The sequence below is a fragment of the uncultured Acidovorax sp. genome (genome assembly GCF_964021665.1).
GTDB lineage: Bacteria > Pseudomonadota > Gammaproteobacteria > Burkholderiales > Burkholderiaceae_C > Acidovorax > Acidovorax temperans.
The window spans coordinates 1-24,627 of sequence record NZ_CAXIAK010000047.1; the positions used below are offsets into that span (position 1 = coordinate 1).

Genomic DNA, 24,627 nt, shown 5'->3' on the forward strand with positions numbered 1-24,627 from the left:
ACAAGGCCACCGCTCCCGGCTCGGCCGCCTGCAAATGCACACGGGCGATGGGCCCCAGCCGCTCTACTGACTCCACCACGCAGGGCCACTGGTTGCGCATACTGGTCTTTACGCCCAGGCGGGGCGCAGGCTGCTTCAGGCGCTGCAACACCGCACTGCGGGCCTGGGCCATGGCATCGGCGGCAGCCAGCAGTTCCAGCCCGGCGGGGGTCAGGCGCGCCCCGCCACCGCCAGCGCCCCCCACCACGCGCTCTACCAGCGCCACGCCCGCCAGGTTGGTCAAGGTGTCCACCGCCTGCCAGGCGGCTTTGTAGCTCACGCCCACCGCCCGCGCTGCGCGCGAGATGGAGCCCAGCGCGCCAATCTGGCGCAGGATGCCGATGCGGCGATCAGAAAGGTCGTGCCCCAGGGCACCGGCCAGCGAATGGGAAGAAGAAGGCATGCGGGAAGTGTAGACAGCCCACACCCAGCAGGGCTATCCACCCCACCGGTTGGCACGCGCTTCTATACTTCGCTATTCCATTCATGAATAGCGCTTTGCGCCCCACCTTATGCGCCAGCCTGCCATCCGCCACCCTTGGGCCGTTGCCCTCGCTCTCTTGCTCAGCGGCCTTACCTGCGCCCACGCAGACCAGGTTCAGGTCGCCGTGGCGGCCAACTTCACCGCCCCCATGCAGAAGATTGCAGCCGCGTTTGAGGCAGACACGGGGCACAAGGCCGTGCTTTCCTTCGGGGCAACGGGCAAGTTCTATGCGCAGATCACCAACGGCGCACCGTTTCAGGTGTTCCTGTCGGCGGACGACGTTACCCCTGCCCGACTCGACCGTGAAGGCCGCACCGTGGCCGGATCGCGCTTCACCTACGCAATAGGCCAACTGGTGCTCTGGAGCCCCAACGCCCACTACGTGGACGCGCAAGGCGCAGTTCTCAAGACGGGAGACTTCAAGCACCTCTCGCTTGCCAACCCCAAGCTCGCGCCCTATGGCTCCGCAGCCATGCAGGTGCTGGACAAACAGGGCCTGACCGCACAACTGCAGGCGCGCATCGTTACCGGTGAAAACATTGCCCAGGCCTACCAGTTCGTTGCCAGCGGCAACGCCCAGCTGGGGTTCGTGGCGCTGTCGCAGGTGATGGAGGACGGCAAGATCACCAAAGGCTCGGCCTGGGTTGTTCCTTCCAACTTGCATGAACCCATCCTGCAAGACGCAGTGCTGCTGGCCAGTGGCAAGGACAACCCCGCAGCCACCGCGCTGATGCAATACCTGCGCAGTGACAAGGCGCGCGCCGTGATCAAGGCCTACGGCTACCGCTTCTGACGGCGCGCTCGCCCCAACGCCAGCCCTGGTTCTGCGAAGATCGCGGGCGCCATGCCTCTTTCAAGCCACTCGTCCTGCCGCCATGCCGTTCTCTGCTGAAGACTGGGCCGCCATCGCGCTCACCCTGCGGCTGGCGGCCACCACCACAGTTCTGCTGCTGGTGGTGTGCACGCCCATCGCGTGGTGGCTGGCCACCACCCGCTCCCGCTGGCGCGGCCCGGTGGGGGCCATCGTGGCCCTGCCCCTGGTACTGCCGCCCACGGTGATTGGTTTTTACCTGCTGGTCACCATGGGCCCCAACGGCCCCCTGGGGCAGCTGACCCAGGCGCTCGGCCTGGGCACCCTGCCATTCACGTTCCCAGGCCTGGTGATTGGCTCACTGGTGTACTCATTGCCGTTTGCAGTGCAACCCTTCCAGCGCGCAGTCGAGGCCATCCCCCCGCGCCCGCTGGAAGCCGCAGCCACACTGGGCGCCAGCCCGCTGGACCGGTTTTTTACCGTGGCTCTGCCCCTGGCGCGCCCCGGCTTCGTCACCGCGGCCATTCTGAGCTTTGCCCATACGGTGGGCGAGTTTGGCGTGGTGCTGATGCTGGGCGGAAACATCCCTGGCGTCACGCGCGTTGTCTCGGCGCAACTCTATGACCACGTAGAGGCGCTGGAATACGCCCAGGCCCATTGGCTGGCGGGCGGCATGGTTGCATTCTCTTTCGTAGTGCTACTGACCCTGCATTGGTTGCAACCTCGAGGAGCGCGACTGTGAACGGCATGGAACTGCAGCTGCGCTTGCAGCGCCCCACCTTCATGCTCGACGTTGATCTGCACCTGCCCGGCCAAGGCGTTTCCGCCTTGTTTGGGCCTTCGGGCTGCGGCAAGACAACCCTGCTGCGCGCAGTGGCAGGACTGGAACGAGCCCACCCAGGCAGGGTCGCGGTGCACGGTCAGGTGTGGCAAGACGATGCCCAGGGGGTGTGGCGGCCCACCCACGAACGCGCACTGGGCTATGTCTTCCAGGAGGCCAGCCTGTTTCACCACCTTAGCGTGCGCCGCAATATCGAGTACGGCCTGAACCGTACGCCTGCAGCGCGCCGCCAGATTGCCCTGGAACAGGCGGTGGACCTGCTGGGTATTGCGCCTTTGTTGGAGCGCGCTACCGAAACCCTCTCTGGCGGTGAGCGCCAGCGTGTGGCTATTGCACGAGCGTTGGCCACCAGCCCGCGCGTGCTGCTGATGGACGAGCCACTGGCAGCGCTGGACATGGCTCGCAAAGCAGAGGTACTGCCCTACTTAGAACGCCTTCCGCGCGAATTAGACATGCCCATCCTGTACGTAAGCCACGCTACTGAAGAAGTCGCCCGACTTGCGTCCCACCTTGTGCTGCTACGGGACGGCAAGGTACAGGCGCAAGGCGACCCGGCAGAGCTGATGGGCGCGCTGGACTTACCCCTCGCACAGGGCGATGCAGCCGCCACGATCGTGGCCGGTACGGTGCAGGCTCACGACCTGGAAGATCACCTGACCACCATCGCTTTCCCGGGTGGACAGTTACAGCTCGTGAGCACCCGTCAGCGCCCTGTGGGTCAGGCCGTACGCTTGAGGGTACAAGCCCGCGATGTGAGCCTGACGCTATCGCCACAAACCGGCACAAGCATTCTCAATGCCGTTCCCGCGCAGGTCGTGGCGCTGCGCGAGGACAGCCCTGGGCAAATCATGGTGGGGCTTGAGGCTGGTACCACTCGGCTGTTGGCACGCATCACCCAACGCTCAGCGCGTACGCTGTGCCTGACGCCAGGCATGCACGTGGTGGCACAAGTCAAAGGCATTGCGCTGCTGGATTGATATCACCCCCAAGGGCGGGGCTATCATGCCCGCATGCTGATCGAGACTCTGGACACCGCACGAGACCTGGGCCGCCTCAAGGAAATTCTGGGTGTGATGGTGCGACACGGCTTTGGCGACACCGTGCGCCGCCTGGGCCTGGCAGACCGGCTGGAGCGCGCCGGGCAGGTGCTGAACTGGCCCCACGCCGCCGAACTGGCGCGGCTGGAGCCCCCCGTGCAAGTGCGGCTGGCGCTGGAAGAACTGGGGCCCACGTTCGTGAAGTTTGGCCAGATCCTCGCGGGCCGGGCCGACCTGTTTGGCCCTGAGTGGATTGCCGAGTTCGAGAAGCTGCACAGCCACGTACCCGCCCTGCCGATTGACGCACTGCGCCCGCAATTGCGTGAAGACCTGGGCGACGAGCCCGAGGCGGTGTTCGCATGGTTTGACACCGCGCCGCTGGCCGCAGCCTCCATCGCGCAAGTCCACCGGGCGCGCCTGCACGACGGCACCGAAGTCATTGTCAAGATTCGCCGCCCCGGTATTGCCGACACGATCGAGGCCGACCTGCGCCTGTTGCTGCGCCTGGCGGCACTGGCAGAGGCCGAGCTGCCCACACTCAAGCCCTACCGCCCCCAGCAACTGGTGCGCGAATTTGCCCGTTCGCTCAAGCGTGAGCTGGACCTGGCCGGCGAATGCCGCCATGCCGAGCGCATTGCCGCCAACATGGCGCCCTTGGGCTTCATCGCCATCCCCAAGGTGTACTGGACTCACACGCGCGAACGAGTGAACGTGCAGGACTTCATCGACGGGGTTCCGGGCAACCATCTGGAAGCTCTCACGCCCGAGGCGGGTTTTGAACGCACGCTGCTCGCCCAACGCGGCGCTCACGCCGTGCTCAAGATGATTGTGGAAGACGGCGTCTTCCACGCAGACCCCCATCCCGGCAATGTGTTTTACCTGCCGGGCAACCGCATCGCATTCATAGACTTCGGGATGATTGGCCGGCTGTCGCAACGCCGTCGTGATGAGCTGCTGCAACTGCTGCTGGGCCTGGTGGAGCACCAACCCCAGGCCGTGGCCGATGTGCTGCTGGACTGGACGGGTGACGAGCCAGGAGTGCAGATCGGCCAGCTGGAGACCGAGATCGAGGCCTTTGTGGACCAATACCACGGCGTGCCCCTGGCCCAATTGCGCCTGGGCCAGATGCTGGCCGATGTGACGGCCATTCTGCGTGACCACCGGCTGGCGCTGCCTTCCGATCTGGCCCTGCTCATCAAAGCCTTCATTTCATTGGAAGGCATGGGCCGCAACCTGGACCCGAACTTTCACATGGCATCCGAAGCCCTGCCCTTGCTCAAGCAGGTGGTGGGGGCACGCTACCAGCCGCGCGCCCTGGCGGGGCGTGCCTGGCAATCAGTGCGGCAAACGCTGAGCACGCTGGAGCGCCTGCCAGACGACCTCGGCCGCCTGCTGCGCAACGCGCGACGTGGCCGGGTGCAGGTCGGCATTGAACTGGCCCACCTCAAGCGCGTGGGCGACCAGATTGATCGCTCGGCCAACCGGCTGGCCATGGCACTGGTAATTGCCGCGCTGATCATCGGCTCCTCCATCGTCATGACCGTACAGGGAGGGCCCACGCTGTTTGGCCTGCCAGCGTTCGGCTTTCTCGGGTTCATGGGGGCAGTGGTGTGCGGTCTTTGGCTGGTGCGTGCCATCTGGCGCAGCAGCCACGGGCGGGACGACGATTGACGAAGCCACCAGGCCCGCTTCTCCAATAAAAAAGCGCTGCGCCCCACAAGAAGGCACAGCGCTTGCAACTGACCAGGAAATGACCCTGCGCGCCTCAGGGTGCAGCAAAGCCCAACCGACGAAGCACGGCCTGCGCCGGGGGCTGTAACACCGCCTGGGCAAAGGCCTGTGCCTGGGCAGGCGCGCCAGCGCGCACCGTGAGGCCATAAGCCGCCCCCACTTGCAAGGCCTCGGGCACAGCCACTACCTGCAGACTGGGCACTTCAGCCCGCGCTGCCACGGCGTTGGTGCAATAGGTCAGAAACACATCCGCGCGGTTCTGCTCCATCACCCACGCGTAAGTGTTGCGACCGGCCGGAGCTTGCGCCGAATTGCCCCCCCCCGTGAGCTGAAGCGCCTTGGCCTCCAGGCGCGCAGTGGCCCCTGGCTGCAGCGCGTCGGCCTTCTGGAACAAAGCCCAGGCGTAGTCGCCCGCGGGATCTGCCTTGGGCGTCGAAATGCCCAGCCGCACCTGGGGCTGCAGCATGGTGCTGAGCAAAGTATCAGAGGTCACCGCCACCGCACCCTGCGCCAGCGCGCACAAGGTGTTGCGCGTGAAAATGACGGGAGCTTGCCACTGCCCCTGGTTGGCCAGGCGCTGAGGATGTTTGGTATCGGCAGAGGCAAACACCTGGGCGGGTGCGCCTTGCTCAATGCGTTCCCGCAGCAGGCCCGATGCAGCAAAGGTCAGCACCACCTTCTGGCCCGTGCGGGCCTCATGGTCGCGTGCGATCTCGGTGAGCGCATCGCGCAGGCTGCCTGCCGCATACACCTGCACCGGGTCAGCCCCGGCCGCAGGGGCTTTCACGGGTGCTGCGCCCTGCTGCATGGCGCAGCCCGACAGCACAGCCGCTCCGAGCATCGGCCAAGACGCTCCCCACGCGTTCAAACGGGTTGCAGGCATGGCGCTCACTTTGGCGCGTTAGGGAAGAACAGCTGTTCGCCGCCAATCTTGTAGCTGGCAATCACAGCCTGACCGGTGGGCGACACGATCCAGTCCACAAACTTCTGCGCGTCCTGCGCCTTCACATGGGCGTGCTTGGCGGGGTTCACCACCATCACACCGTACTGGTTGAACAGACGGGCGTCGCCTTCCACCAAAATGGCCAAATCCGCACGGTTCTTGAAGTTGAGCCAGGTGCCACGGTCTGCCAGCGCGTAGGCGCCGCTGGAGGCAGCGATGTTCAGCGCGGGGCCCATGCCGCAACCGCACTCCTTGTAGCCGCTGCCCTTGGCCGCATCGGCGCCCGACAGCTTCCAGTAACGCAGCTCAGCCGCGTGGGTGCCGCTCTTGTCGCCGCGCGATACGAAGTTGGCATTGCCCGCCGCCAGCTTCTTGAGGGCTTCCACGATGTCCTTGCCCTTGGCGCCCGCGGGGTCCGCCTTGGGGCCCACCAAGATGAAGTCGTTGTACATGACCGGGTAGCGCCTCACCCCCCAGCCATCGGCCACAAACTTTTCTTCAGCCACCTGGTCGTGCACAAAGAGCACATCAGCGTCGCCACGGCGGGCCGTGTCCAGCGCCTGGCCGGTGCCCAGCGCAACCACCTTCACATCCAGGCCGCTGGCCTTCTTGAACTCAGGCAGCAGGTGCGAGAACAGCCCCGACTGCTCAGTCGAGGTCGTCGATGCCATCGTGATGGACTGCGCTGACACCGCGCCAGACGCTACAAAAAGCATAGCTGCTAGCGCTTGATGGATGGGCTTCAGAGCCAGATAAACCTTGAATTGACTCATACCAGTTCTCCTTTGACAAAAAGACGTGCGGCCTCGGGCAGTGGGCCATTGAAAAAGTCGTGCACGGGCAAATCGGCAACCAGCTGCCCGTGCTCCAGATAAATCACCCGGCTGGCCAGGCGCTTGACCTGCCCCAGGTTGTGGCTGCTGAACAGCATGGTCACGGGCTGAGCGCGCCCCTGTTCGGCGTGTGCGTTGGCAAAGTCAGCCATCATGCGCTCCACCTCACGCTTGGCATGGGGGTCCAGGCTGGACGTGGGCTCGTCCAGCAGCAATACATCTGGCTGCAGCGCCCAGGCACGGGCCAGTGCCACACGCTGCTGTTGCCCGCCAGACAAGGTGCGGGCGTTTTGCTGTGCGATGGATTCCAGCCCGACCCGCTGCAGTGCGGCCAGCGCCGTCTTTCGGGCAGCGCCCCAGCGGCTGCCACGCAGCCACAGGCCCAGGGCCACATTGTTTTGCGCACTGGTGCGCAGCATGTGAGGCCGCTGAAACAGCATGGCCTGCTGGTGTGGCAAGGCGGTAATGCAGGTTCCGGCACTGGCCGGCACCAGCCCATGCAACACGCGCAGCAAGGTGCTTTTGCCGCTGCCGTTGGCACCCACCAGGGCCACACGCTCCCCCGGCGCGATGCGCAGCGTGATGCTGGACAGCGCGTGCACGCGACCAAAGCGCACATCCACGCCCTGCAGATCCATGAGCCAGCGGGAGCTGGCGCTGGGAGGCATGCCACTCATGCGGTCACCCCCACCGGCAGGTCTGCCGCACTGCCGTCCACCCACTCGCGCCAGCGGCGCAGCAGCGCAATCACCACATTCAGGGCCAGCACCACGGCCAGCAAAATCATGCCCAGCGCCAAGGCCAGGGGCAGGTCCCCCTTGCTGGTCTCCAGCGCAATCGCAGTGGTCATGACGCGCGTGAAACCGTCGATGTTCCCGCCCACGATCATCACCGCGCCCACTTCAGAAATGGCACGCCCAAACGATGCCAGCAGCACGGTGAGCAAGGCATAGCGCTCATCCCAGGCCAGCAGCAGGCTGCGCAGCAAGGGGCTGGCGCCGAGGGAGCGCAACTGCTCGCCATGGGCACGGTCTGCGTCTTCCACCATCTGCCGGGTCAGCGCCGTGGCCACAGGCAGCACCAGCAATGCCTGGGCGAGCACCATGGCCTTGAAGCTGAACAGCCAGCCCCAGCTACCCAACGGCCCACTGCGCGACAGCAGCAAATACACCACCAGCCCCACTACCACCGAAGGCACCGCCAGCAAGGTGTTGAGCACAGCCAGCACAGCGCCACGCCCGGCAAACCGGGCCACACCTAGCCACGCGCCCAGCACCAGGCCAGCACCACAGGCCAGCAAGCACGCAGTGGCGCTGACCGACAGGGAGCGGCCGACAATGGTCCACAGCGCGGGGTCGGCAGAAAAAGTGAGTTGCAGCGCTGTTGCCGCGCTTTCGGTGAGAGTGGACATGGATTCGACTATCGTATGCACCCCGCCAATCTCCAGCGATATGTAATCCTGTGCATAGGATCCAACTCCACTACACCCTGAGCCGCGACGCGGGCGATGCCCAGATTCGCAACCCCTTGCCTGAAATGCTGGAAGCCGTGGCGCAGCAGGGCTCCATCTCGGCCGCAGCGCGCACGCTGGGCATGTCGTACCGACACGTGTGGGGCGCCCTCAAGCGGTGGGAAGAGCAACTGGGTGGAGAACTCATCATCTGGGGCAAGGGGCAATCGGCCCAGCTCAGCGAGTTCGGCACCAAGCTGCTGTGGGCAGAACGGCAAGCGCAAGCGCGGCTGGCCCCCCAGATTGCCGCCCTGCACGCCGATCTGGAGCGCGCCTTCGCAGTGGCGTTTGACGACAGCGCCCATGTGCTGACCATGTACGCCAGCCACGACGATGCGCTGGCATCCCTTCGCGCGCATGCGGCCACACCGGGCACTTCCGGTGCACTGCATCTGGACATTCGCTTCACGGGCAGTGTGGACGCCATTCGCGCACTGAATGAAGGCCGCTGCACCCTCGCAGGCTTTCACACGCTGGAACAACCCGCAGCCACCTCCCTGGCTGCACGCACCTACAAACCGCTGCTGCAGCCGGGCCTGCACAAAATCATCGGCTTTGCGCGGCGCACCCAGGGGCTGATTGTTGCCAAGGGCAACCCGCTCGGCCTGCAATCCCTCACGGACGTCGCCCGCACCGGTGCCCGCTTTGCCAACCGCCCCCTGGGCAGCGGCACCCGCGTGCTGCTGGAAGACCTGCTGGCGCAGGAAGGGCTCACAGGCCAGCACATTGCGGGTTTTGAACGCGATGAAACCTCGCACACCGCGGTGGCACAGGCCGTGGTCAGCGGTGCGGCTGACGCGGGCCTGGGGATCGAGATGGCAGCACGCGCACGCGGGCTGGACTTCGTGCCCCTGGTAGACGAGCGCTACCACCTGGCCTGCCTGAAGGCAACGCTGGAGCAACCAGCCACCCGAGCGCTTCGGGAGTTGCTGCTCACCCGGGTCTGGCAAGACCACTTGGCGAGCTTGCCTGGGTATTCACCCATGCACAGCGGGCAGGTGCTGGCAATGAGCAACGTCCTTCCCTGGTGGGATTTCACGCGCCCCAAGCGTCCGTCTGCGCATAGGAAGAAACCCTAATTGCTACGCTTTTGATAGCTTCAAAATCAAAGCTGACAAAGGGTTAACACCGTCACGCTGCTGTCAGACTCGGCCTACAGTGCTCCGTAGAATCGCGCCGTGCAAAAAGTTCGGGCTCCGCGCTGGCTCTCAGCTGCCGCGGACCGCGCGTTGTAGGCAAAGCCTTTTTATTGGAGACACCATGCAGACTCTATTGAAGTTATCAAGAGGGATCGACTGGCTTAACACCCAAGTCGGTAAATACGTGATCTGGCTGATCCTCGGTTCCACCTTCATCAGCGGTGTGAACGCAGTGGTTCGCAAAGCGTTCAACATCAGTTCCAACGGTTTTCTGGAAGTGCAGTGGTACCTGTTCGCTGCATCGTTCCTGCTGGCTGCTGGCTACACGCTGCTGCAGGGCGAGCACGTGAAAGTGGACGTGGTTTCCAGCCGCTTTTTCAAGCGCACCCAGATCTGGATCGACGTGTTTGGCTATATCGTCTTCCTCACGCCCATGTGCATGGCCGTGCTGTGGTACGGCATTCCCTTCTTCACCCGCGCTTTTGTGTCGGGCGAAATGTCCAGCAACGCGGGCGGCCTGATCCGCTGGCCCGTGTATCTGATGATGCCTCTGGGCTTCGGCTTGCTGTGGCTGCAAGGCGTTTCGCAACTGATCAAGCGCCTGGCTTTCCTGAAGGGTTTGATCGAAGACCCCACTGCCAAGAAAGCAGAAAAGACGGCAGAAGAAGAACTGGCCGAATCCATCCGCAAGCTGGCCGAGGCAGCCAAGGGCAACGGCAGCAACAAGGCCAAAGCCTAAGAGCGGGAGACACACACCATGGAATTTATTGCCCATAACCTTGCCCCCATCATGTTTGCGGGGCTCATCTGCTTCTTGCTGGTCGGCTTTCCGGTCGCCTTCAGCCTGGGAGCTTGCGGCCTTTTCTTCGCCTTCATCGGCATCGAGCTGAACGTATTGCCCGAGGCACTGCTGCAGGCCTTGCCGCTGCGTATCTACGGCATCATGCAGAACGACACGCTGCTGGCCATTCCGTTCTTTACGCTCATGGGATTGATTCTTGAGCGAAGCGGCATGGCCGAAGACTTGCTGGACACCATTGGCCAGCTCTTCGGCCCCATCCGCGGCGGCCTGGCTCTGGCCGTGATTTTTGTGGGCGCCCTGCTCGCTGCAACCACCGGCGTGGTGGCGGCCTCGGTGATTTCGATGGGCCTGATCTCGCTGCCCATCATGCTGCGGTATGGCTATGACCGACGGCTGGCGGCCGGTGTGATTGCCGCCTCTGGCACTCTGGCACAGATCATTCCCCCTTCGCTGGTGCTCATCATCATTGCCGACCAGCTGGGTCGCAGCGTGGGTGACATGTACAAGGGCGCCTTCCTGCCTGGTCTGATGCTCACCGGCTTCTACGCCCTGTACGTCATCTTGCTGGCAGTGATCAAACCCCAGTGGGTGCCTGCACTGCCCCCTGAGGCACGTACGCTGCGCGAAGACAACGGCAAGAGCGGTGTTCCATCGCTGCTGGTTTTGACTGCCATCTGCACGGCAGCCTCCATCTACGTCGCCAAGAACATGCCTGCACTGCACACATGGTGGTCAGGCGAAGCCGTAGACAAGGTCGCTCTGGACGAAACCATCGTGGTGTCCATGTGCTTCGGCGTGGCACTGGCTTTCGTTGCCGCCAGCTTCAACAAGATCACCCGCCTGGGTCTGCTGTCGCGTGCGGCTGAACGAGTGACCTTCGTGCTGATCCCCCCCCTGCTGCTGATCTTCCTGGTGCTGGGTACGATCTTCTTGGGTGTGGCAACACCTACCGAAGGCGGCGCGATGGGTGCGCTGGGTGCCATCGTCATGGCTGTCATTCGTGGTCGTCTGTCGATGAGCCTGCTGACGCAAGCCCTCAATACCACCACCAAACTGTCGTGCTTCGTGGTGTTCATTCTGGTGGGCGCCACCATCTTCGGCCTGACCTTCCAGGGCGTGGATGGCCCCCTGTGGGTGGAACACCTGCTGTCGGCCCTGCCAGGCGGCCAGCTGGGCTTCCTGATCGTCGTGAACATCATGGTGTTCTTCCTGGCGTTCTTCCTGGACTTCTTTGAACTCTCGTTCATCGTGGTGCCTCTGCTCGCCCCCGTGGCCGACAAATTGGGCATCGACCTGATCTGGTTCGGTGTGCTGCTGGCCATCAACATGCAGACATCGTTCATGCACCCTCCCTTCGGCTTCGCGCTGTTCTACCTGCGCAGCGTAGCTCCAGCCAAGGAATACATGGACAAGGTCACCAAGAAGATGATTGCGCCCGTGACTACGACCCAGATTTACTGGGGCGCCATTCCCTTCCTGTGCATCCAGATCCTGATGGTGGCACTGGTGATTGCCTTCCCTGGCATTGTTTCCAGCGGGCTGGACAAGGCCGAGGTGTATGACCTGGACAAGGTTCGCCTCGAAATGGAAGCCAACATGCCAGCATCCATGGAGCAGGCCGACCCCACGGCTGGCATGCCCGGATCAGAGGCCCCAGCAGCCGAAGATGATCCTCTGAAGGCCATGCAGGAATCTCTGTCGCAGGACGCTGAGAAGAAGAACTGATGACCATGGCAAGGCCTGCAAGGGCCTTGCCATCATGCTCACCTTACAAACCCGCCAGTGGCAGCACTGGCGGGTTTTCTTTTGGGGGGAGCGAGCTACATCAGTTCACATCGTCGATACGACCCCAGCGACTACCCATATCGCCAGCGCGCATCCACCACCATTCACGGTTACAAAGCAAACGCGGCAGCACTGGCATATGAATGGAACGCGACCACCAACGCCGAGACATCACTGCAAGAGGCACGGGGCGCCTGGCAGCGCCTGTGTCTGGGATACGCGTCCCTCAATGGCTCTCCTGACCCACTCTAGGGCGCCACCTCCAGAGGGACATGTTGAGGCTATCCGACCTCGCGGGCCCCTCAAGCATCAGGACGTTTCGTACCTATCTCCTCATCGAGGCCGCAAGACCCTCTACAGCACGCACCCACAAAAAAACCCCGCCAAAGCCCAAAGCTTTGGCGGGGTTTTGTATGCCCGGCGTGGCGCCAGGCCACCCGTTTGCAATCAGAGTTTTTGCGACGACATGAAGCTGTCGAAACGCGACTCTGCAAAGCGGAACCAGAGGATTTGATCGCGCTGGAAATTGCGGTAGTCAGCGTAGATCTTCTTCCAGTCTGGGTTGCTCTTGTCGAGGTCAGCGTACAGGCCCATGGTGGCTTTGAACGAGGCGTCCAGCACCGTTTGCGGGAAGGGCACGACCTTGGCCTTGGCGGCCACAAGTTGCTTGAGGGCACCGGGGTTGCGAGAGTCGTAGCGGGCCTGTGTGGTGACGTGGGCTTCGTGCGCAGCAGCACGCACAATTGCGCGGTTCTCGGCAGACAGGCTTTCCAGAGCCTTCTGATTCACGTAGAACTCCAGATTCAGGCTACCCTCCCACCAGCCTGGGTAGTAGTAGAACGGCGCCACCTTGTTGAAGCCCAGCTTCAGATCGTCGTATGGGCCGATCCACTCTGCGGCGTCGATGGTGCCTTTTTCGAGGCCTTGGTAGATTTCGCCGCCAGGAATGTTCTGTGGCACGCCACCCATGCGCTCGATCACCTTGCCACCAAAGCCGCCCACGCGGAACTTCAGGCCCTTGATGTCTTCAGGCGACTTCACTTCCTTGCGGAACCAGCCGCCCATCTGCGCGCCGGTGTTGCCACCCAGGAAGTTCACGATGTTGTACTGAGCATAGAACTCGCGCATCAGCTTGGTGCCGTTGCCATCGACCATCCAGGCTGTGAGCTGGCGGGAGTTCATGCCGAAGGGAATCGCGCCGCCAATGGCAAACGCTTCGTTCTTGCCGAAGAAGTAGTAAGGAGCCGTGTGAGCGATTTCGACCGTGCCGTTTTGAACGCCATCCACCACGCCAAACGCGGGCATCAGTTCGCCTGCGGCGTGCACGGACACTTCAAACTTTCCGCCCGACATTTCCTTGACGGCCTTGGAAAACACATCTGCCGAGCCATAGATGGTGTCCAGCGACTTGGGGAAGCTGGATGCCAGGCGCCAGCGAACGGTGGCTTGGGCATGCACGGCCGGAGCAATGCCGGCAGCGAGCACACCGGCGATACCGGTCTTTTTGATCAGGGAACGACGATCCATGGTGATTTTCCTTCTATACACATGCGCTTTTGGCACATGATGGGCCCAAAAAAACCGGCATCTGTGCTGCAGCGTGTGCAGCCCAGGCTACCGGATCGAAAAATAAAACCGGGTCTGCCAAAACAGCCCCGGACAACACAGTTACAGCTTCACGCCGGTCATGTAATTGTCAAAACGCAGCTCGGAGTAACGAGCCCACAGCAGTTGGTCACGCTGGAAGGCGCGCATGTCCTGGTGGATGGTTTTGAACTCGGGCGACTTGGCTTCGTGCTCGGCAAAGACTTCCATCGAGGCCTTGTAGCCTGCGTCCATGATCTCCTTGGGGAAGGCCTTGAGCTGGGTCTTCGCGGCCACCAGGCGCTTGAGAGCGATGGGGTTGAAGGCGTCGTACTTTGCCGTCATGTCGCGGGCAGCCACGGTGGTGGCGGCATCGACGATGGCCTGGAACTCAGCGGGCAACGCGGCGTAAGCCTTCGCGTTGATGAAGAACTCCAGTTCAGCGCCACCTTCCCACCAGCCGGGGTAGTAATAGAACGGTGCCACCTTGTTGAAGCCCAGCTTTTCATCGTCGTAAGGACCGACGAACTCAGTAGCGTCCAGCGTGCCCTTTTCAAGGGCCTGGTACACGTCACCCGCAGGCATGTTTTGCGGCACCACACCCAGCTTTTGCATGGCTTCGCCAAACAGCCCACCACCCATGCGGAACTTCAGGCCCTTGAGGTCGGCCACGGTCTTGATTTCTTTGCGGTACCAGCCACCCATTTGGGTGCCAGTGTTGCCAGCGCTACGGCTCTTGATGTTGTAGTTGGCGTAGAACGCGTCCATCAACTTGCGGCCATTGCCATGGTCCATCCAGGCATCCATCTGGCGAGCGGTAAGGCCAAACGGCACGGCGCAGCCGAAGGCGAAGATGGAGTTCTTGCCGGTGTAGTAGTACGGGGCGGTCTGCGCCATCTCAATCGTGCTGCTCTGCAGCGCGTCCACCACGCCGAAGGCCGGCATCAATTCACCGGCTGCATGCACCGACACTTCGAACTTGCCGCCGGACAGAGCGCGTACCGTTTTCGCAAACATTTCGGCGCTACCGAAAATGGTGTCCAGCGACTTGGGGAAGCTGGAAGCAAGGCGCCAACGCACGGTGGCCTGGGCGTGAACGGCAGGGGCAATACCTGCGGCGAGCACACCGGCAATACCGGCCTGTTTGATGATGGAACGACGATCCATGTAAATCTTTCCTGAGTGATGACCACACCGCTCGACGGCCGGGGCTTGGAACAAGCACTGACCAGTACGTGCGAATTGAATCTGCATTGTAAAAACTTGCGGGCGGCGAACTTTGCGGGTTATCCCGCGAAAACTCCGATGTCTCGGCTGCCTTTCAGGGTTTTGCAAGCTTGTTTCGCACGCGCGCAGCATTCCACCCTACCGAGTGGAGGTAGAAGGTGCCGGTGCGCAAATCAGAGCGCGGTGATGCAGAACTTTGAGCAGCCCCCTGCAGCAAGACCAAGTTGGCCACGTGGAGCGCTGCACATGCTGACGTGCGGAGCAATGTCCGCAGCGGGCAGTCAGCCCTCTGCCGTTGCAAAGAACCGCTTGGCGATGGCCTGTTTGATGCCATTAGCGTCCAAGCCCTGCAGGGCGAGGAGCTTCGCGGGGTCGCCGTGCTCAATGAACACATCTGGCAAACCGAGCTGCAGTACAGGCAAGGTAATGCCCGCAACATTCAAGGCTTCCGTGACGGCGCTGCCCGCACCGCCCATGATGGCGCCCTCTTCCACGGTCACCAGTGCATCGTGCTGAGAAGCGACCTTCAGCAGCAGTTCCACATCGAGCGGCTTGGCCCAGCGCATGTTGACAACGGTGGCGTTCAACGATTCCGCTGCCTGCAGTGCGGGGTACAACAAGGTGCCAAAGGCCAGGATGGCCACACGCGGCGCGGCGAGGTCATCCGTTGCCAGGCGTTCACGGCGGATCTCCCCCTTGCCGAAGGGCAAGCTTTCGAGCGAAGCCAGGGGGGCCACACCTGCGCCGCTGCCGCGCGGGTAACGCACGGCAACCGGGTGGTCTTGTTCAAAAGCCGTGCTGAGCAGCTGGCGGCACTCGCGCTCATCCGCAGGGCAAGCCATGCTCATGTTGGGAATGCAGCGCACAAATGGAATGTCGTACGCACCCGCGTGCGTCGCGCCATCAGCGCCCACCAGCCCCGCGCGGTCCAGTGCGAATACGACGGGCAGGTTTTGCAGGGCCACGTCGTGGATCAACTGATCGTACGCACGCTGCAGGAAGGTGGAGTAGATCGCCACGACCGGCTTCACGCCTTCACACGCCATGCCGGCGGCAAACGTCACCGCATGCTGCTCGGCAATGCCGACGTCGTAGTACCGATCAGGGAAGCGCTTTTCAAACTCCACCATGCCCGAGCCTTCGCGCATCGCGGGCGTGATGCCCACCAGTCGGCCATCTTGCGCAGCCATGTCGCACAGCCATTGACCAAACACCTGGGTGAAGGTTTGCTTGGGTGCAGCCGTGCTTTTGACCAGGCCGACGGCCGGGTCGAACTTGCCGGGGCCGTGGTAAGCCACCGGGTCTGCCTCGGCCAGCTTGTAGCCCTGCCCTTTTTTGGTGACGACGTGCAGGAACTGCGGGCCCTTGAGGCCCTTGATGTTCTCCAGCGTGGGGATCAGCGAGTCCAGGTCGTGCCCGTCAATGGGGCCGATGTAGTTGAAGCCGAACTTTTCAAACAGCGTGGCTGGCACCACCATGCCCTTGGCCTGCTGTTCAAAGCGCTTGGCCAGCTCCAGCAGCGGCGGAACCGGCCGCAGCACGGTCTTGCCCACATTCTTGGCTGCCGCGTAGAACTGGCCGCTCATGAGCTGGGCCAGGTAGCGGTTGAGCGCACCCACGGGTGGGCTGATGCTCATGTCGTTGTCGTTCAGGATGACCAGCAGGTTCGCATCGGTCACGCCACCGTTGTTCAGGGCTTCAAAGGCCATACCTGCAGTCATGGCGCCATCGCCAATGATGGCCACTGCGTAACGATCTTCCCCCTTGCGCTTGGCAGCCATGGCCATGCCCAGCGCCGCAGAAATGCTGGTGCTGGAGTGCGCCGTGCCAAAGGTGTCGTACGGGCTCTCAGCCCGCTGCGGAAAACCAGAGATACCGCCCAGCTGGCGCAGCGTGTGCATGCGGTCGCGGCGGCCGGTGAGGATCTTGTGTGGATAGGTCTGGTGGCCCACATCCCACACCAGGCGGTCTTCCGGGGTGTTGAACACATGGTGCAACGCCACGGTCAGCTCCACCGTTCCCAGGTTGGAGCTGAGGTGCCCGCCGGTTTGAGAAACGCTCTCCAGTACAAAACCACGCAGCTCGGTGGCCAGCACCTTGAGGTCTGCCCGGCACAGTTTGCGCACGTCTGCCGGATCGTTGATGGTTTGCAGCAGGGGGTAGGAAGTCGTGGCCATTTACTATTCTTTTAATAGCTGCCAGCGCTTATATATCAAGCGCTAGCGGCTGATTTAAACATCAATCCGAACGCAACTGGCAAGGCAGTCCCGATGAAAAGTCAGTGCGACCTGCGCACCACCATGTCAGCCAAAGCCGCCAGGGCGCGCACGTCAGGCAGGCCACTATCGGCCAAGGCCGCATGGGCTTGTTCAAGCAACTGCGAAGCGTACTGCTGAGCGCGCTCCAGCCCCAGCAGCGACACATAGGTCGGCTTGTCGCTGGCAGCGTCTTTGCCTGCGGTTTTGCCCAGCGTGGCCGAGTCTGCCGTGACGTCGAGGATGTCATCCACCACCTGGAAGGCCAGGCCTACCGCCGCTCCGTAGTTTTGCAGCGCGGCACGCGCTGTGGCCTGAGCCCCTGCACAGGTCGCGCCCATCATCACGCTGCCTTCGAGCAACGCTCCAGTCTTGAGGCGGTGCATCTGGCGCAATTGGTCTTCGGTGAGTGACAAGCCGACGCTTGCCAAATCAATCGCCTGCCCTCCGGCCATGCCAGCCGAACCCGCAGCGTGGGCCAGTTGGCGGCACAGCTGGACCTGCACAGCGGCTGAAATCCGTTCATCGTCGGGGGTCAGCAGCTCAAAAGCGAACGCCTGCAAGGCATCGCCAGCTAGCAAAGCCTGGGCCTCGCCAAACTGCACGTGCACGGTGGGCTTGCCACGGCGCAGCACATCGTTGTCCATGCATGGCATGTCGTCGTGCACCAGCGAATAGGCGTGAATCAGCTCCACAGCGCACGCTGCGCGCAGAGCGGCTTCATCAGCACCGCTGCGCTGCGTCACATCCAATGCCGTCGATTGGGCGCTGAGGGCCGCCTCGTAAGCCGCCAGCACGAGCAAGGGGCGCAGGCGCTTGCCACCATCCAGAACTGCGTAGCGCATGGCATCGCCCAGACCTGCCGGGGCCTCAATGCCCACCCAGCGGGACAGCGCGTCTTCCACACGGCCCAGGTGGTGCTTGCTCCACCCATTCAAATCCCAAGCAGTCAAAGACGCAGGAGTCATGGCGGCGCTCATTCTTGCCCCCACGCTTGCAGACTGCCTTCGTCCAATACCTTGATCTGGTCTTGCACAGCATCGAGCCGCTTGCGACAAAACGCCAGCAAGGCAGCGCCCCGCTGGTAGCCTGCCAGCATCTGGTCCAAGGGCATCTGGCCGGATTCGATGCGGCCAACCAGTTGCTCCAATTCTTCCAGCGCCAGCTCATAGCTGGCGGGTTCGTTGGGCAGATCGGTCTTGGGAGAAGCCTTGGGCATGGACAGTGGGCGGCTGGCGCAGGTAAAACCAAGGATTTTAGGCGCAGCATCCACAGAGCTTTGCCTTGGGGACACGTTTGCGCGTGCCAAGAGCTTTTCAGCAGGCAGTGATGAACTTGCGCAAACCCTGCTTTGGGTCAAGCCCGCAGCACCAATACACGCAAGGGGTGCGCGGGAATAACCCCACCGTTTATAATCCCATTCTCGTCGAGCCGGCTACCTACCCTAGCCGGTTTCTTTTTTCCAGATGCGCATTTGCGCACCTCCCGCACTTTCTCCCTGTGGGGAGTCTTTAGGTCAGGTCACCCATGTCTGATTTAAGTCTTCAACTGCAGCAGGCTGCAAGCCAACTACCAGTTTCAAGCTACTTTGACGATGCGCTGTTCCAGCGCGAGCTGGAGACCATCTTCCAGCGCGGGCCCCGCTACGTGGGGCACCAACTTTCTGTGCCCAATGCGGGCGATTACTACGCATTGCCCCAAGAGGGCGAGGGCCGTGCCTTGGTGCGCAACGCCCACGGCGGGGTGGAGCTCATCTCCAACGTGTGCCGCCACCGCCAGGCCGTGATGCTCAAGGGCAAAGGCTCGCTGCAAACGCAGCAAAAAGGCAGCGCCGGCGGCAACATTGTGTGCCCCCTGCACCGCTGGACTTACAGCCCCAAGGGCGAACTGCTGGGCGCGCCGCACTTCGCGCACGACCCCTGCCTGAACCTGAACAACTACAAGCTGCGCGAGTGGAATGGCCTGCTGTTTGAAGACAACGGCTACGACGTGGCGGCAGATCTGGCGCAAATGGGCCCGAAGGCCGATTTGAGCTTTGACGGCTATGTGCTCGACCATGTGGAACTGCACGAGTGCAATTACAACTGGAAGACCTTCATCGAGGTCTATCTGGAGGACTACCACGTCGGCCCCTTCCACCCTGGCCTGGGCAGCTTTGTGACCTGCGACGACCTGCGCTGGGAGTTCGGCAAGAACTATTCGGTGCAAACCGTGGGCGTGGCCAACCGCCTGGGCAAGGCCGGCAGCCCCGTGTACGAACGCTGGCATGAAGCCCTGCTGGCGTACCGTAACGGCGTGCCGCCAAAGCACGGAGCCATCTGGCTCACGCTGTACCCGCACATCATGGTGGAGTGGTATCCGCACGTGCTCACGGTCTCGACGCTGCATCCCATCAGCCCGACCAAGACGCTGAACATGGTGGAGTTCTACTACCCCGAAGAAATCGCAGCCTTTGAGCGCGAATTCGTGGAGGCGCAGAAGGCCGCCTACATGGAAACCTGCATCGAAGACGACGAGATCGGCGAACGCATGGACGCGGGCCGCAAGGCCTTGCTGGAACGTGGCGACAACGAAGTCGGCCCCTACCAGAGCCCCATGGAAGACGGCATGCAGCACTTTCACGAGTGGTACCGCCAGACCATGGGCAGCGCGGTGCCTCAACGCTGAGGCCACCCGGCTCCTCACCCATCCGCGGCCAAAAGCCAATCGTCCAAATACAGCGGTAAACCGCCGCCAGTCACACGGACGCGCCCTCGTCGCTCTCATTAGAATAGCTGCCAGCGCTGGAAACTCCAGCCTCGGCGGCTATTTTTATTTCAACTCACTGATCAGGTTCCACGTTCCATGCAAGCACTTTGGATGGTGTTGGCCGCCTTCATATTTGCCAGCATGGGGGTGTGCGTGAAGATGGCTTCGGCCCACTTCAACGCAGCAGAACTGGTCTTCTACCGCGGCCTCATTGGCATCGCCATTCTGTGGATGCTGGCGCGGTCCCAACAAATCACCCTGGCAACCCGCTACCCCGGCATGCATGCCTGGCGCAGCCTGGTGGGGGTGGCCTCTCTGGGCACCTGGTTCTATGCCATCGGCAAACTCCCCCTGGCCACCGCCATGACGCTCAACTACATGAGCAGCGTGTGGATTGCCGCCTTCCTGGTGGGCGGCGCATTGATGGCCTGGCGCCCCACTGCCGCCACCCCGCGCCCGGCATTTCAGGGCTCGCTGGTCCTCACGGTGCTGACGGGGTTCGTGGGCGTTGTGCTCATGCTGCGCCCCAGCCTGGACCAGAACCAGGCGTTCGCGGGCCTGGTGGGACTCCTCTCGGGCATGACGGCCGCGTTTGCCTACATGCAGGTGGTGGCGCTCTCGCGATTGGGCGAGCCTGAATCGCGCACCGTGTTTTACTTTGCCGTGGGCTCGGCTGTGGCGGGAGGTGTGGCCATGGTTTTCAATGGCACGTCGGCCTGGCCGGGCTGGCCCGCCCTGTGGTTGCTGCCCATCGGCGTTCTGGCGGCTGCAGGGCAACTGTGCATGACGCGGGCTTACTCCAGAGCCAAAACCTCGCGCGGCACGCTGGTGGTGGCCAATTTGCAGTATTCGGGCATTGTGTTCGCCGCCATCTACAGCGTGGTGCTGTTCAACGACCAGATCCCGCCGATTGGGTGGCTGGGCATGGTGCTGATCGTGGGCAGCGGCATTGTGGCCACCGTGCTGCGCGCGCGCGCCGCACCCGACACCCCTGCGGAAGAACACTGATACACCCAGCGGCATGCGCACGGCACAAAATACGTTTTTTGCACCACCCCTGCCCTCGCCCACCGCGCGCCGATGTGCGCCTCCAGGAGCTTCCACCCATGACCTACACGACCCTGATTGCCGCCACGGAACTGCAAGCACTGATCGCCAGCGGCCAGCCGCTGATGGTGTTTGACTGCAGCTTTGACCTGACCAGCCCATCTGCTGGGGCGCAGCAATTTGCGCAGGCCCACATTCCTGGCGCCGTATATGCCGACCTGGACAAGAACCTGAGTGCCAAGCACGGCGCGCCAGGCGCACATGGCACGCTGGTGGCACAAGAGGCAGACCAGCCTGCATCCGGCGGCCGCCACCCTTTGCCCAGCCGTGAACGTTTTGCCATGTGGCTCTCGAGCGTGGGTTTTTCCAACGACATGCAGGCCGTGGTGTACGACCGCCAGGGTGCCAACTACTGCGGGCGGCTGTGGTGGATGCTCAAATGGGCAGGCCACGATGCGGTGGCCGTGCTCGACGGCGGCTTGCAAGCCTGGCAGGCCGCAGGTGGCGCTGTGGCCAGTGGCGACGAGCCCGCGCATTTTCAAAGCCACTTCACCTTGCACACGCCTCTGCGCCGCTTGGTCACAGCCAGCGAAGTGCTACAAAATTTGCAGCAGCCCACGCAAACGGTGGTGGATGCGCGGGCCACGCCACGCTACCGGGGCGAGACAGAGCCGCTGGACCCTGTGGCCGGTCACATTCCGGGCGCGCTGAACCGGCCCTTTGGCCTGAACCTGGGTTCAGACGGCCGCTTCAAGCCCGCAGCATTGCTGCGCGCCGAGTTCGATGAACTTCTGGCAGGCCGTAACCCGGCTACCGTGGTGCACCAATGCGGCAGCGGGGTCAGCGCCATCCCCAACCTGCTGGCCATGGAAGTCGCAGGTCTCGGAAAAACATCACTTTTTGCGGGCAGCTGGAGCGAATGGTGCAGCGATCCGGCGCGTCCGGTCGAGCGGGGCTGAGTAGCCCCGAGGTGCAGCCAAGTAGCAGCGTTTTACAAGGGCGCTGCAAGCCAAAGCCTTCGGCGCGTGTAGGGCAAATTCCTACAAATACCCACCCAAAACCAGACACTCGGCACAGTCAAAAACGGACTTAATTTTTGATTGGGGCAGTTTCACAATCCATTTCAACGGATCACGCAAAACATGCAACCGCATGAAACGCAGATCCAGCCAATGGAAAAGGAAGCCGCCATGACCAACGAACAAATCCTCGCCGAAATCCGCGAAGCCAACCTCACTTACCTGATGCTGGCCCAAAACCTGATTCGCCAGGACAAGGCCGAAGCCGTGTTCCGTCTGGGGCTGAACGAAGAAGCCGCCGACATCCTGGCCTCGCTGTCGGCAGCCCAGGTGCTCAAGCTGGCATCGCGCAACACGCTGCTGTGCAGCTTCCGCGTGGACGACAACCTGGTGTGGAGCTTGTTGACCAACCACACGGCCAAGAAAGTGGGCAACGAAGCCACCAACACCCTGCACGCCAACATCCTGATGGCAAGCCGCGTGTCGGAAGTCCTGTAAGCCACACGCACTTCTCGCTCTTCGCCCTCGAACCCGACCATTTCTCGAAAGCCTGCCATGACCGCCACTCCCACCGTCGCCAAAAGCGTGCTGAATGAATCCAAGCAGATCGAACGCGCTGCCATGCTCATCCAGATGGGAGCCCGTATGCAGGTGCTGGAGTCGGAAACCACCCTGTCGTACGAGCGTCTGATCCGCCTGTACAAGGAAATCGCAGGCAAGTCGCCCTCCAAGGGCCAGTTGCCCTTCTCGACCGACTGGTTCCTGACCTGGCAAGAAAACATCCACAGCTCGCTGTTCCTGAACATCTACGAATACCTGTCCAAGGGCGTGGATCTGGATTCGGTGGAACTGCTGACCAAGGCCTATCGCCTGTACAACGAGCAAGTGGCCACCGCCGAGATCGAGCCTCTGCTGTCTTTCACCCGCGCCTGGCGCCTGGTGAAGTTTGTGGACGCAGGCATGCTCACCCGCACCAAGTGCAGCCAGTGCGGCGGCCAGTTTGTGACCGAGCTGTATGAAAACCGCCACTTCACTTGCGGCCTGTGCAACCCACCCGCACGCGCAGGCAAGAGCAAGTCTGCCGGTGCGCTGATGCTGCATTGATGAACAAAATGGCCTCTAGCGCTTGATGAATAAGCGCCACCAGCTATCAATTAAATAGCAAATCTAAAATCAAAAGCGAGCTTGACGCTCGCTTTTGGTTTTTCAGCCCTTGTCAGTAGCGCAAGCCACCGCTGGCGAGCAACACCCGCACGTTCTCATCCATCGGCACAGCGTAGTTGTGGGCGGCCACCACGGTGTTGCCCACCGGGGTTACCAGCTTCAGGCTGATGTACAGCGCCGACGCTGAAGCGGCGTAGGTGCCCACCACCACCGCTTGCGCATCATGGCTCTGGCTCACCTCGCGCACCTCGCGCGACAGCAGCAGTTCGCCCTGGTCCCTTTGCAGCGCCACGCTGTCGCGCAGTTTCAACTCCACCACGCGCACGCCGCGCTGCACCATGCGCCCAGCGATCTGCTCAGAAAAAATACGCCCCAGTCGCGAGGATTCGCCCAGCCTGTCCACCTGGACGAGTGTTGCCACCATCACGGGGTGCTGCGCATCCAGCGGCGCGTTGGCCAGCAAAGCATCCACCGCACGGTGGTTGGCTTCGATCAGGTCGGTGGGAAACCAGGTCCCACCCGGCTTGTCGCCGTAATAAAAGCTGCTGCACCCGGTCAGACCGATGAGCGCAGCGGCGCTGAAGAAATTTCGACGTTTCATGGCAAGCGGCTCATGGCGTGGCGGGGGTCGCCCACACGGGCGTTGGCGCGGTCACGCGCCAGCTCTTGACCGGCGTGGGTGGTGGCGGAGGCGGTGGAGGCGGCTCTGGCAAATACAGCGGCGCATCGCCACGTTCGATGTAATACAGATCGGCCGAGCCAGCCAGATAGCGGTCGGTGGTTTTCAGCGAGGTGGTGATGAGCACTTCGGTGCGCGTGGGTCCGCCCGCCGCATCGCCTTGCGTGTAGCGCTGAGCAAGGTCTACCGCCAGCCCCGTGCCCACGCCCAGCAGCGTGGCCATGCCAGGCAGCAGGCTGCGGTCCGGGTAGTGCTCGCGCCAATCGCGCCACACGCCCACGCCCGCACCCAGGACCGTCCAGTGCAGCGGCACGGGCGAGCTTGCAGACAGCGGCTCCAGGTGTTGCACCAGCTGGGCCTCGATTTGCAATTCCACCTCGGTGGGCCCCGTTGCCAATGTCACGCCCCGGTTGAGCAATTGCACACGCAGCAGCTTGAGGAAGCCTTGGCTGAAGCTGGATTTGTCAGTCACCGTGAGATGAATGGGATGCTCCCCCGCAGGCCAGGCGGCAATTTTTTCTGCCACCCGGGCCGCCACGTCATTGGCCAGCACGTCCCAGTGGTGAACGGCCCGGGCCTTTTTCTGGCCCGTGGCGGGGTAGTTGTCAGCGCGCGGCACATCCAGCGTGCCGCAGCCAGCCAGCAGCAAGGCCGCCAAGAAAGCGCCAGAAGAAGTGCGGAATGTGCAAGAGGGCATGGCACGCATCGTAGCGGCGTACCAGCCGCGCAATCCGGGCAACAAGGCCTGTTTTTCCGCCCAAAACACAGGTTCCGCCGCTTGGCGCAGCGCGCGCCTGGCACACCTATGTCAAGAGCCTAGACGGCGGAAAGTACAGCGTGATCGGCAACCCCGGCACCTACTCTGCAGCTGCCTACGCCAGCGCCAACTCCGGCACAGGCGTGGCCGATTTGCTGGTCACGTATGCCGGCAACGCTGCTGCTCACCAAG

24 protein-coding genes are annotated in these 24,627 nt (G+C 62.7%); 12 read left to right on the top strand and 12 right to left on the bottom strand.

Features of this window, described 5'->3' with window-relative positions:
* Positions 1-442, bottom strand: a 442-nt coding sequence (locus AADJ04_RS11195) for a LysR family transcriptional regulator (protein ID WP_341239658.1), incomplete at its 3' end; no start/stop codon positions are given.
* A 109-nt stretch (positions 443-551) separates the two neighbouring features.
* Here AADJ04_RS11195 and modA point away from each other — a divergent pair.
* The 4 genes from modA to AADJ04_RS11215 all read left to right on the top strand — a co-directional run bounded on the left by modA (position 552) and on the right by AADJ04_RS11215 (position 4,883).
* A complete protein-coding gene (gene modA, locus AADJ04_RS11200; protein ID WP_341239659.1) occupies positions 552-1,316 on the top strand; it encodes a molybdate ABC transporter substrate-binding protein in 765 nt (254 codons plus the stop codon).
* An 82-nt stretch (positions 1,317-1,398) separates the two neighbouring features.
* Positions 1,399-2,076, top strand: coding sequence for a molybdate ABC transporter permease subunit (modB, locus tag AADJ04_RS11205; RefSeq protein WP_341239660.1), 678 nt, complete (start codon positions 1,399-1,401; stop codon positions 2,074-2,076).
* A gap of 5 nt (positions 2,077-2,081) precedes the next feature.
* Positions 2,082-3,152, top strand: a complete 1,071-nt coding sequence (modC, locus tag AADJ04_RS11210) for a molybdenum ABC transporter ATP-binding protein (protein ID WP_341239674.1) — start codon at positions 2,082-2,084, stop codon at positions 3,150-3,152.
* Between the two features lie 33 nt (positions 3,153-3,185).
* Positions 3,186-4,883, top strand: a complete 1,698-nt coding sequence (locus AADJ04_RS11215; RefSeq protein ID WP_142084830.1) for an AarF/UbiB family protein — start codon at positions 3,186-3,188, stop codon at positions 4,881-4,883.
* 94 nt (positions 4,884-4,977) lie between these two features.
* On the opposite strand, the gene AADJ04_RS11220 is transcribed toward AADJ04_RS11215, so the two are convergent.
* Genes AADJ04_RS11220 through AADJ04_RS11235 form a run of 4 tightly spaced genes read right to left on the bottom strand, consistent with a single transcriptional unit; the run spans position 4,978 to position 8,130 of the window.
* Positions 4,978-5,826, bottom strand: a complete 849-nt coding sequence (locus AADJ04_RS11220; protein ID WP_341239661.1) for a molybdate ABC transporter substrate-binding protein — start codon at positions 5,824-5,826, stop codon at positions 4,978-4,980.
* Positions 5,827-5,831: 5 nt separating this feature from the next.
* A complete protein-coding gene (locus AADJ04_RS11225; RefSeq protein WP_198845979.1) occupies positions 5,832-6,659 on the bottom strand; it encodes a substrate-binding domain-containing protein in 828 nt (275 codons plus the stop codon).
* Positions 6,656-7,387: a phosphate ABC transporter ATP-binding protein gene (locus AADJ04_RS11230; RefSeq protein ID WP_341239662.1), complete on the bottom strand. Its 732-nt coding sequence runs from the start codon at positions 7,385-7,387 to the stop codon at positions 6,656-6,658. The genes AADJ04_RS11225 and AADJ04_RS11230 overlap by 4 nt, the downstream gene beginning before the upstream one ends.
* Positions 7,388-7,392: 5 nt before the next feature.
* Positions 7,393-8,130 carry an ABC transporter permease gene (locus AADJ04_RS11235; RefSeq protein ID WP_341239663.1) on the bottom strand — a complete coding sequence of 246 codons (738 nt, stop codon included), beginning with the start codon at positions 8,128-8,130 and terminating at the stop codon, positions 7,393-7,395.
* A gap of 50 nt (positions 8,131-8,180) precedes the next feature.
* Here AADJ04_RS11235 and AADJ04_RS11240 point away from each other — a divergent pair, with 50 nt between their 5' ends.
* The 3 genes from AADJ04_RS11240 to AADJ04_RS11250 all read left to right on the top strand — a co-directional run bounded on the left by AADJ04_RS11240 (position 8,181) and on the right by AADJ04_RS11250 (position 11,895).
* On the top strand, positions 8,181-9,308 hold the full coding sequence (locus tag AADJ04_RS11240; protein WP_341239664.1) for a substrate-binding domain-containing protein: 1,128 nt from the start codon (positions 8,181-8,183) through the stop codon (positions 9,306-9,308).
* A gap of 181 nt (positions 9,309-9,489) precedes the next feature.
* Positions 9,490-10,107, top strand: a complete 618-nt coding sequence (locus AADJ04_RS11245; RefSeq protein WP_341239665.1) for a TRAP transporter small permease subunit — start codon at positions 9,490-9,492, stop codon at positions 10,105-10,107.
* Between the two features lie 18 nt (positions 10,108-10,125).
* Positions 10,126-11,895, top strand: coding sequence for a TRAP transporter large permease subunit (locus tag AADJ04_RS11250; RefSeq protein ID WP_341239666.1), 1,770 nt, complete (start codon positions 10,126-10,128; stop codon positions 11,893-11,895).
* A gap of 507 nt (positions 11,896-12,402) precedes the next feature.
* Here the strand turns inward: AADJ04_RS11250 and dctP are convergent.
* The 5 genes from dctP to xseB all read right to left on the bottom strand — a co-directional run bounded on the left by dctP (position 12,403) and on the right by xseB (position 18,240).
* The gene (gene dctP, locus AADJ04_RS11255) at positions 12,403-13,482 is read right to left on the bottom strand and encodes a TRAP transporter substrate-binding protein DctP (protein WP_341239667.1); all 1,080 of its coding nucleotides are present in this window, start codon (positions 13,480-13,482) and stop codon (positions 12,403-12,405) included.
* A gap of 141 nt (positions 13,483-13,623) precedes the next feature.
* Positions 13,624-14,706, bottom strand: a complete 1,083-nt coding sequence (locus AADJ04_RS11260; RefSeq protein WP_044398218.1) for a TRAP transporter substrate-binding protein — start codon at positions 14,704-14,706, stop codon at positions 13,624-13,626.
* Between the two features lie 341 nt (positions 14,707-15,047).
* Positions 15,048-16,943 carry a 1-deoxy-D-xylulose-5-phosphate synthase gene (gene dxs, locus AADJ04_RS11265; RefSeq protein ID WP_341239668.1) on the bottom strand — a complete coding sequence of 632 codons (1,896 nt, stop codon included), beginning with the start codon at positions 16,941-16,943 and terminating at the stop codon, positions 15,048-15,050.
* A gap of 101 nt (positions 16,944-17,044) precedes the next feature.
* Entirely contained in the window at positions 17,045-18,001 is a 957-nt protein-coding gene (locus AADJ04_RS11270; protein ID WP_341239669.1) for a polyprenyl synthetase family protein, read from the bottom strand.
* Positions 17,998-18,240 carry an exodeoxyribonuclease VII small subunit gene (gene xseB, locus AADJ04_RS11275; protein WP_044398212.1) on the bottom strand — a complete coding sequence of 81 codons (243 nt, stop codon included), beginning with the start codon at positions 18,238-18,240 and terminating at the stop codon, positions 17,998-18,000. The genes AADJ04_RS11270 and xseB overlap by 4 nt, the downstream gene beginning before the upstream one ends.
* A gap of 308 nt (positions 18,241-18,548) precedes the next feature.
* Between xseB and AADJ04_RS11280 the strand changes: the two genes are divergently transcribed.
* The 5 genes from AADJ04_RS11280 (at position 18,549) to flhC (ending at position 22,939) form a co-directional block, all read left to right on the top strand.
* Positions 18,549-19,688 carry an aromatic ring-hydroxylating dioxygenase subunit alpha gene (locus AADJ04_RS11280; RefSeq protein ID WP_044398210.1) on the top strand — a complete coding sequence of 380 codons (1,140 nt, stop codon included), beginning with the start codon at positions 18,549-18,551 and terminating at the stop codon, positions 19,686-19,688.
* Between the two features lie 177 nt (positions 19,689-19,865).
* Positions 19,866-20,777: a DMT family transporter gene (locus AADJ04_RS11285; protein WP_341239670.1), complete on the top strand. Its 912-nt coding sequence runs from the start codon at positions 19,866-19,868 to the stop codon at positions 20,775-20,777.
* A gap of 98 nt (positions 20,778-20,875) precedes the next feature.
* Positions 20,876-21,775 (top strand): sulfurtransferase, encoded by a 900-nt coding sequence (locus tag AADJ04_RS11290; protein WP_341239671.1) that lies wholly within the window; start codon positions 20,876-20,878, stop codon positions 21,773-21,775.
* A gap of 231 nt (positions 21,776-22,006) precedes the next feature.
* Positions 22,007-22,333, top strand: coding sequence for a flagellar transcriptional regulator FlhD (gene flhD, locus AADJ04_RS11295; protein WP_044398361.1), 327 nt, complete (start codon positions 22,007-22,009; stop codon positions 22,331-22,333).
* A 57-nt stretch (positions 22,334-22,390) separates the two neighbouring features.
* Positions 22,391-22,939, top strand: a complete 549-nt coding sequence (gene flhC / locus AADJ04_RS11300) for a flagellar transcriptional regulator FlhC (protein WP_044398204.1) — start codon at positions 22,391-22,393, stop codon at positions 22,937-22,939.
* A gap of 112 nt (positions 22,940-23,051) precedes the next feature.
* Here the strand turns inward: flhC and AADJ04_RS11305 are convergent, their stop codons facing one another.
* Both AADJ04_RS11305 and AADJ04_RS11310 read right to left on the bottom strand, forming a co-directional pair.
* Positions 23,052-23,600, bottom strand: a complete 549-nt coding sequence (locus AADJ04_RS11305) for a FlgO family outer membrane protein (RefSeq protein WP_341239672.1) — start codon at positions 23,598-23,600, stop codon at positions 23,052-23,054.
* Positions 23,601-23,610: 10 nt separating this feature from the next.
* Positions 23,611-24,375: a hypothetical protein gene (locus AADJ04_RS11310; protein WP_341239673.1), complete on the bottom strand. Its 765-nt coding sequence runs from the start codon at positions 24,373-24,375 to the stop codon at positions 23,611-23,613.
* Positions 24,376-24,627 lie beyond the last annotated feature (252 nt).

Coding starts and splice junctions, on each gene's coding strand:
- modA (WP_341239659.1), top strand. CDS start 552: ATGCGCCAGCCTGCCATCCGCCACCCTTGGGCCGTTGCCCTCGCTCTC.
- modB (WP_341239660.1), top strand. CDS start 1,399: ATGCCGTTCTCTGCTGAAGACTGGGCCGCCATCGCGCTCACCCTGCGG.
- modC (WP_341239674.1), top strand. CDS start 2,082: ATGGAACTGCAGCTGCGCTTGCAGCGCCCCACCTTCATGCTCGACGTT.
- AADJ04_RS11215 (WP_142084830.1), top strand. CDS start 3,186: ATGCTGATCGAGACTCTGGACACCGCACGAGACCTGGGCCGCCTCAAG.
- AADJ04_RS11220 (WP_341239661.1), bottom strand. CDS start 5,826: ATGCCTGCAACCCGTTTGAACGCGTGGGGAGCGTCTTGGCCGATGCTC.
- AADJ04_RS11225 (WP_198845979.1), bottom strand. CDS start 6,659: ATGAGTCAATTCAAGGTTTATCTGGCTCTGAAGCCCATCCATCAAGCG.
- AADJ04_RS11230 (WP_341239662.1), bottom strand. CDS start 7,387: ATGCCTCCCAGCGCCAGCTCCCGCTGGCTCATGGATCTGCAGGGCGTG.
- AADJ04_RS11235 (WP_341239663.1), bottom strand. CDS start 8,130: ATGTCCACTCTCACCGAAAGCGCGGCAACAGCGCTGCAACTCACTTTT.
- AADJ04_RS11245 (WP_341239665.1), top strand. CDS start 9,490: ATGCAGACTCTATTGAAGTTATCAAGAGGGATCGACTGGCTTAACACC.
- AADJ04_RS11250 (WP_341239666.1), top strand. CDS start 10,126: ATGGAATTTATTGCCCATAACCTTGCCCCCATCATGTTTGCGGGGCTC.
- dctP (WP_341239667.1), bottom strand. CDS start 13,482: ATGGATCGTCGTTCCCTGATCAAAAAGACCGGTATCGCCGGTGTGCTC.
- AADJ04_RS11260 (WP_044398218.1), bottom strand. CDS start 14,706: ATGGATCGTCGTTCCATCATCAAACAGGCCGGTATTGCCGGTGTGCTC.
- dxs (WP_341239668.1), bottom strand. CDS start 16,943: ATGGCCACGACTTCCTACCCCCTGCTGCAAACCATCAACGATCCGGCA.
- AADJ04_RS11270 (WP_341239669.1), bottom strand. CDS start 18,001: ATGAGCGCCGCCATGACTCCTGCGTCTTTGACTGCTTGGGATTTGAAT.
- xseB (WP_044398212.1), bottom strand. CDS start 18,240: ATGCCCAAGGCTTCTCCCAAGACCGATCTGCCCAACGAACCCGCCAGC.
- AADJ04_RS11280 (WP_044398210.1), top strand. CDS start 18,549: ATGTCTGATTTAAGTCTTCAACTGCAGCAGGCTGCAAGCCAACTACCA.
- AADJ04_RS11285 (WP_341239670.1), top strand. CDS start 19,866: ATGCAAGCACTTTGGATGGTGTTGGCCGCCTTCATATTTGCCAGCATG.
- AADJ04_RS11290 (WP_341239671.1), top strand. CDS start 20,876: ATGACCTACACGACCCTGATTGCCGCCACGGAACTGCAAGCACTGATC.
- flhD (WP_044398361.1), top strand. CDS start 22,007: ATGACCAACGAACAAATCCTCGCCGAAATCCGCGAAGCCAACCTCACT.
- flhC (WP_044398204.1), top strand. CDS start 22,391: ATGACCGCCACTCCCACCGTCGCCAAAAGCGTGCTGAATGAATCCAAG.
- AADJ04_RS11305 (WP_341239672.1), bottom strand. CDS start 23,600: ATGAAACGTCGAAATTTCTTCAGCGCCGCTGCGCTCATCGGTCTGACC.
- AADJ04_RS11310 (WP_341239673.1), bottom strand. CDS start 24,375: ATGCCCTCTTGCACATTCCGCACTTCTTCTGGCGCTTTCTTGGCGGCC.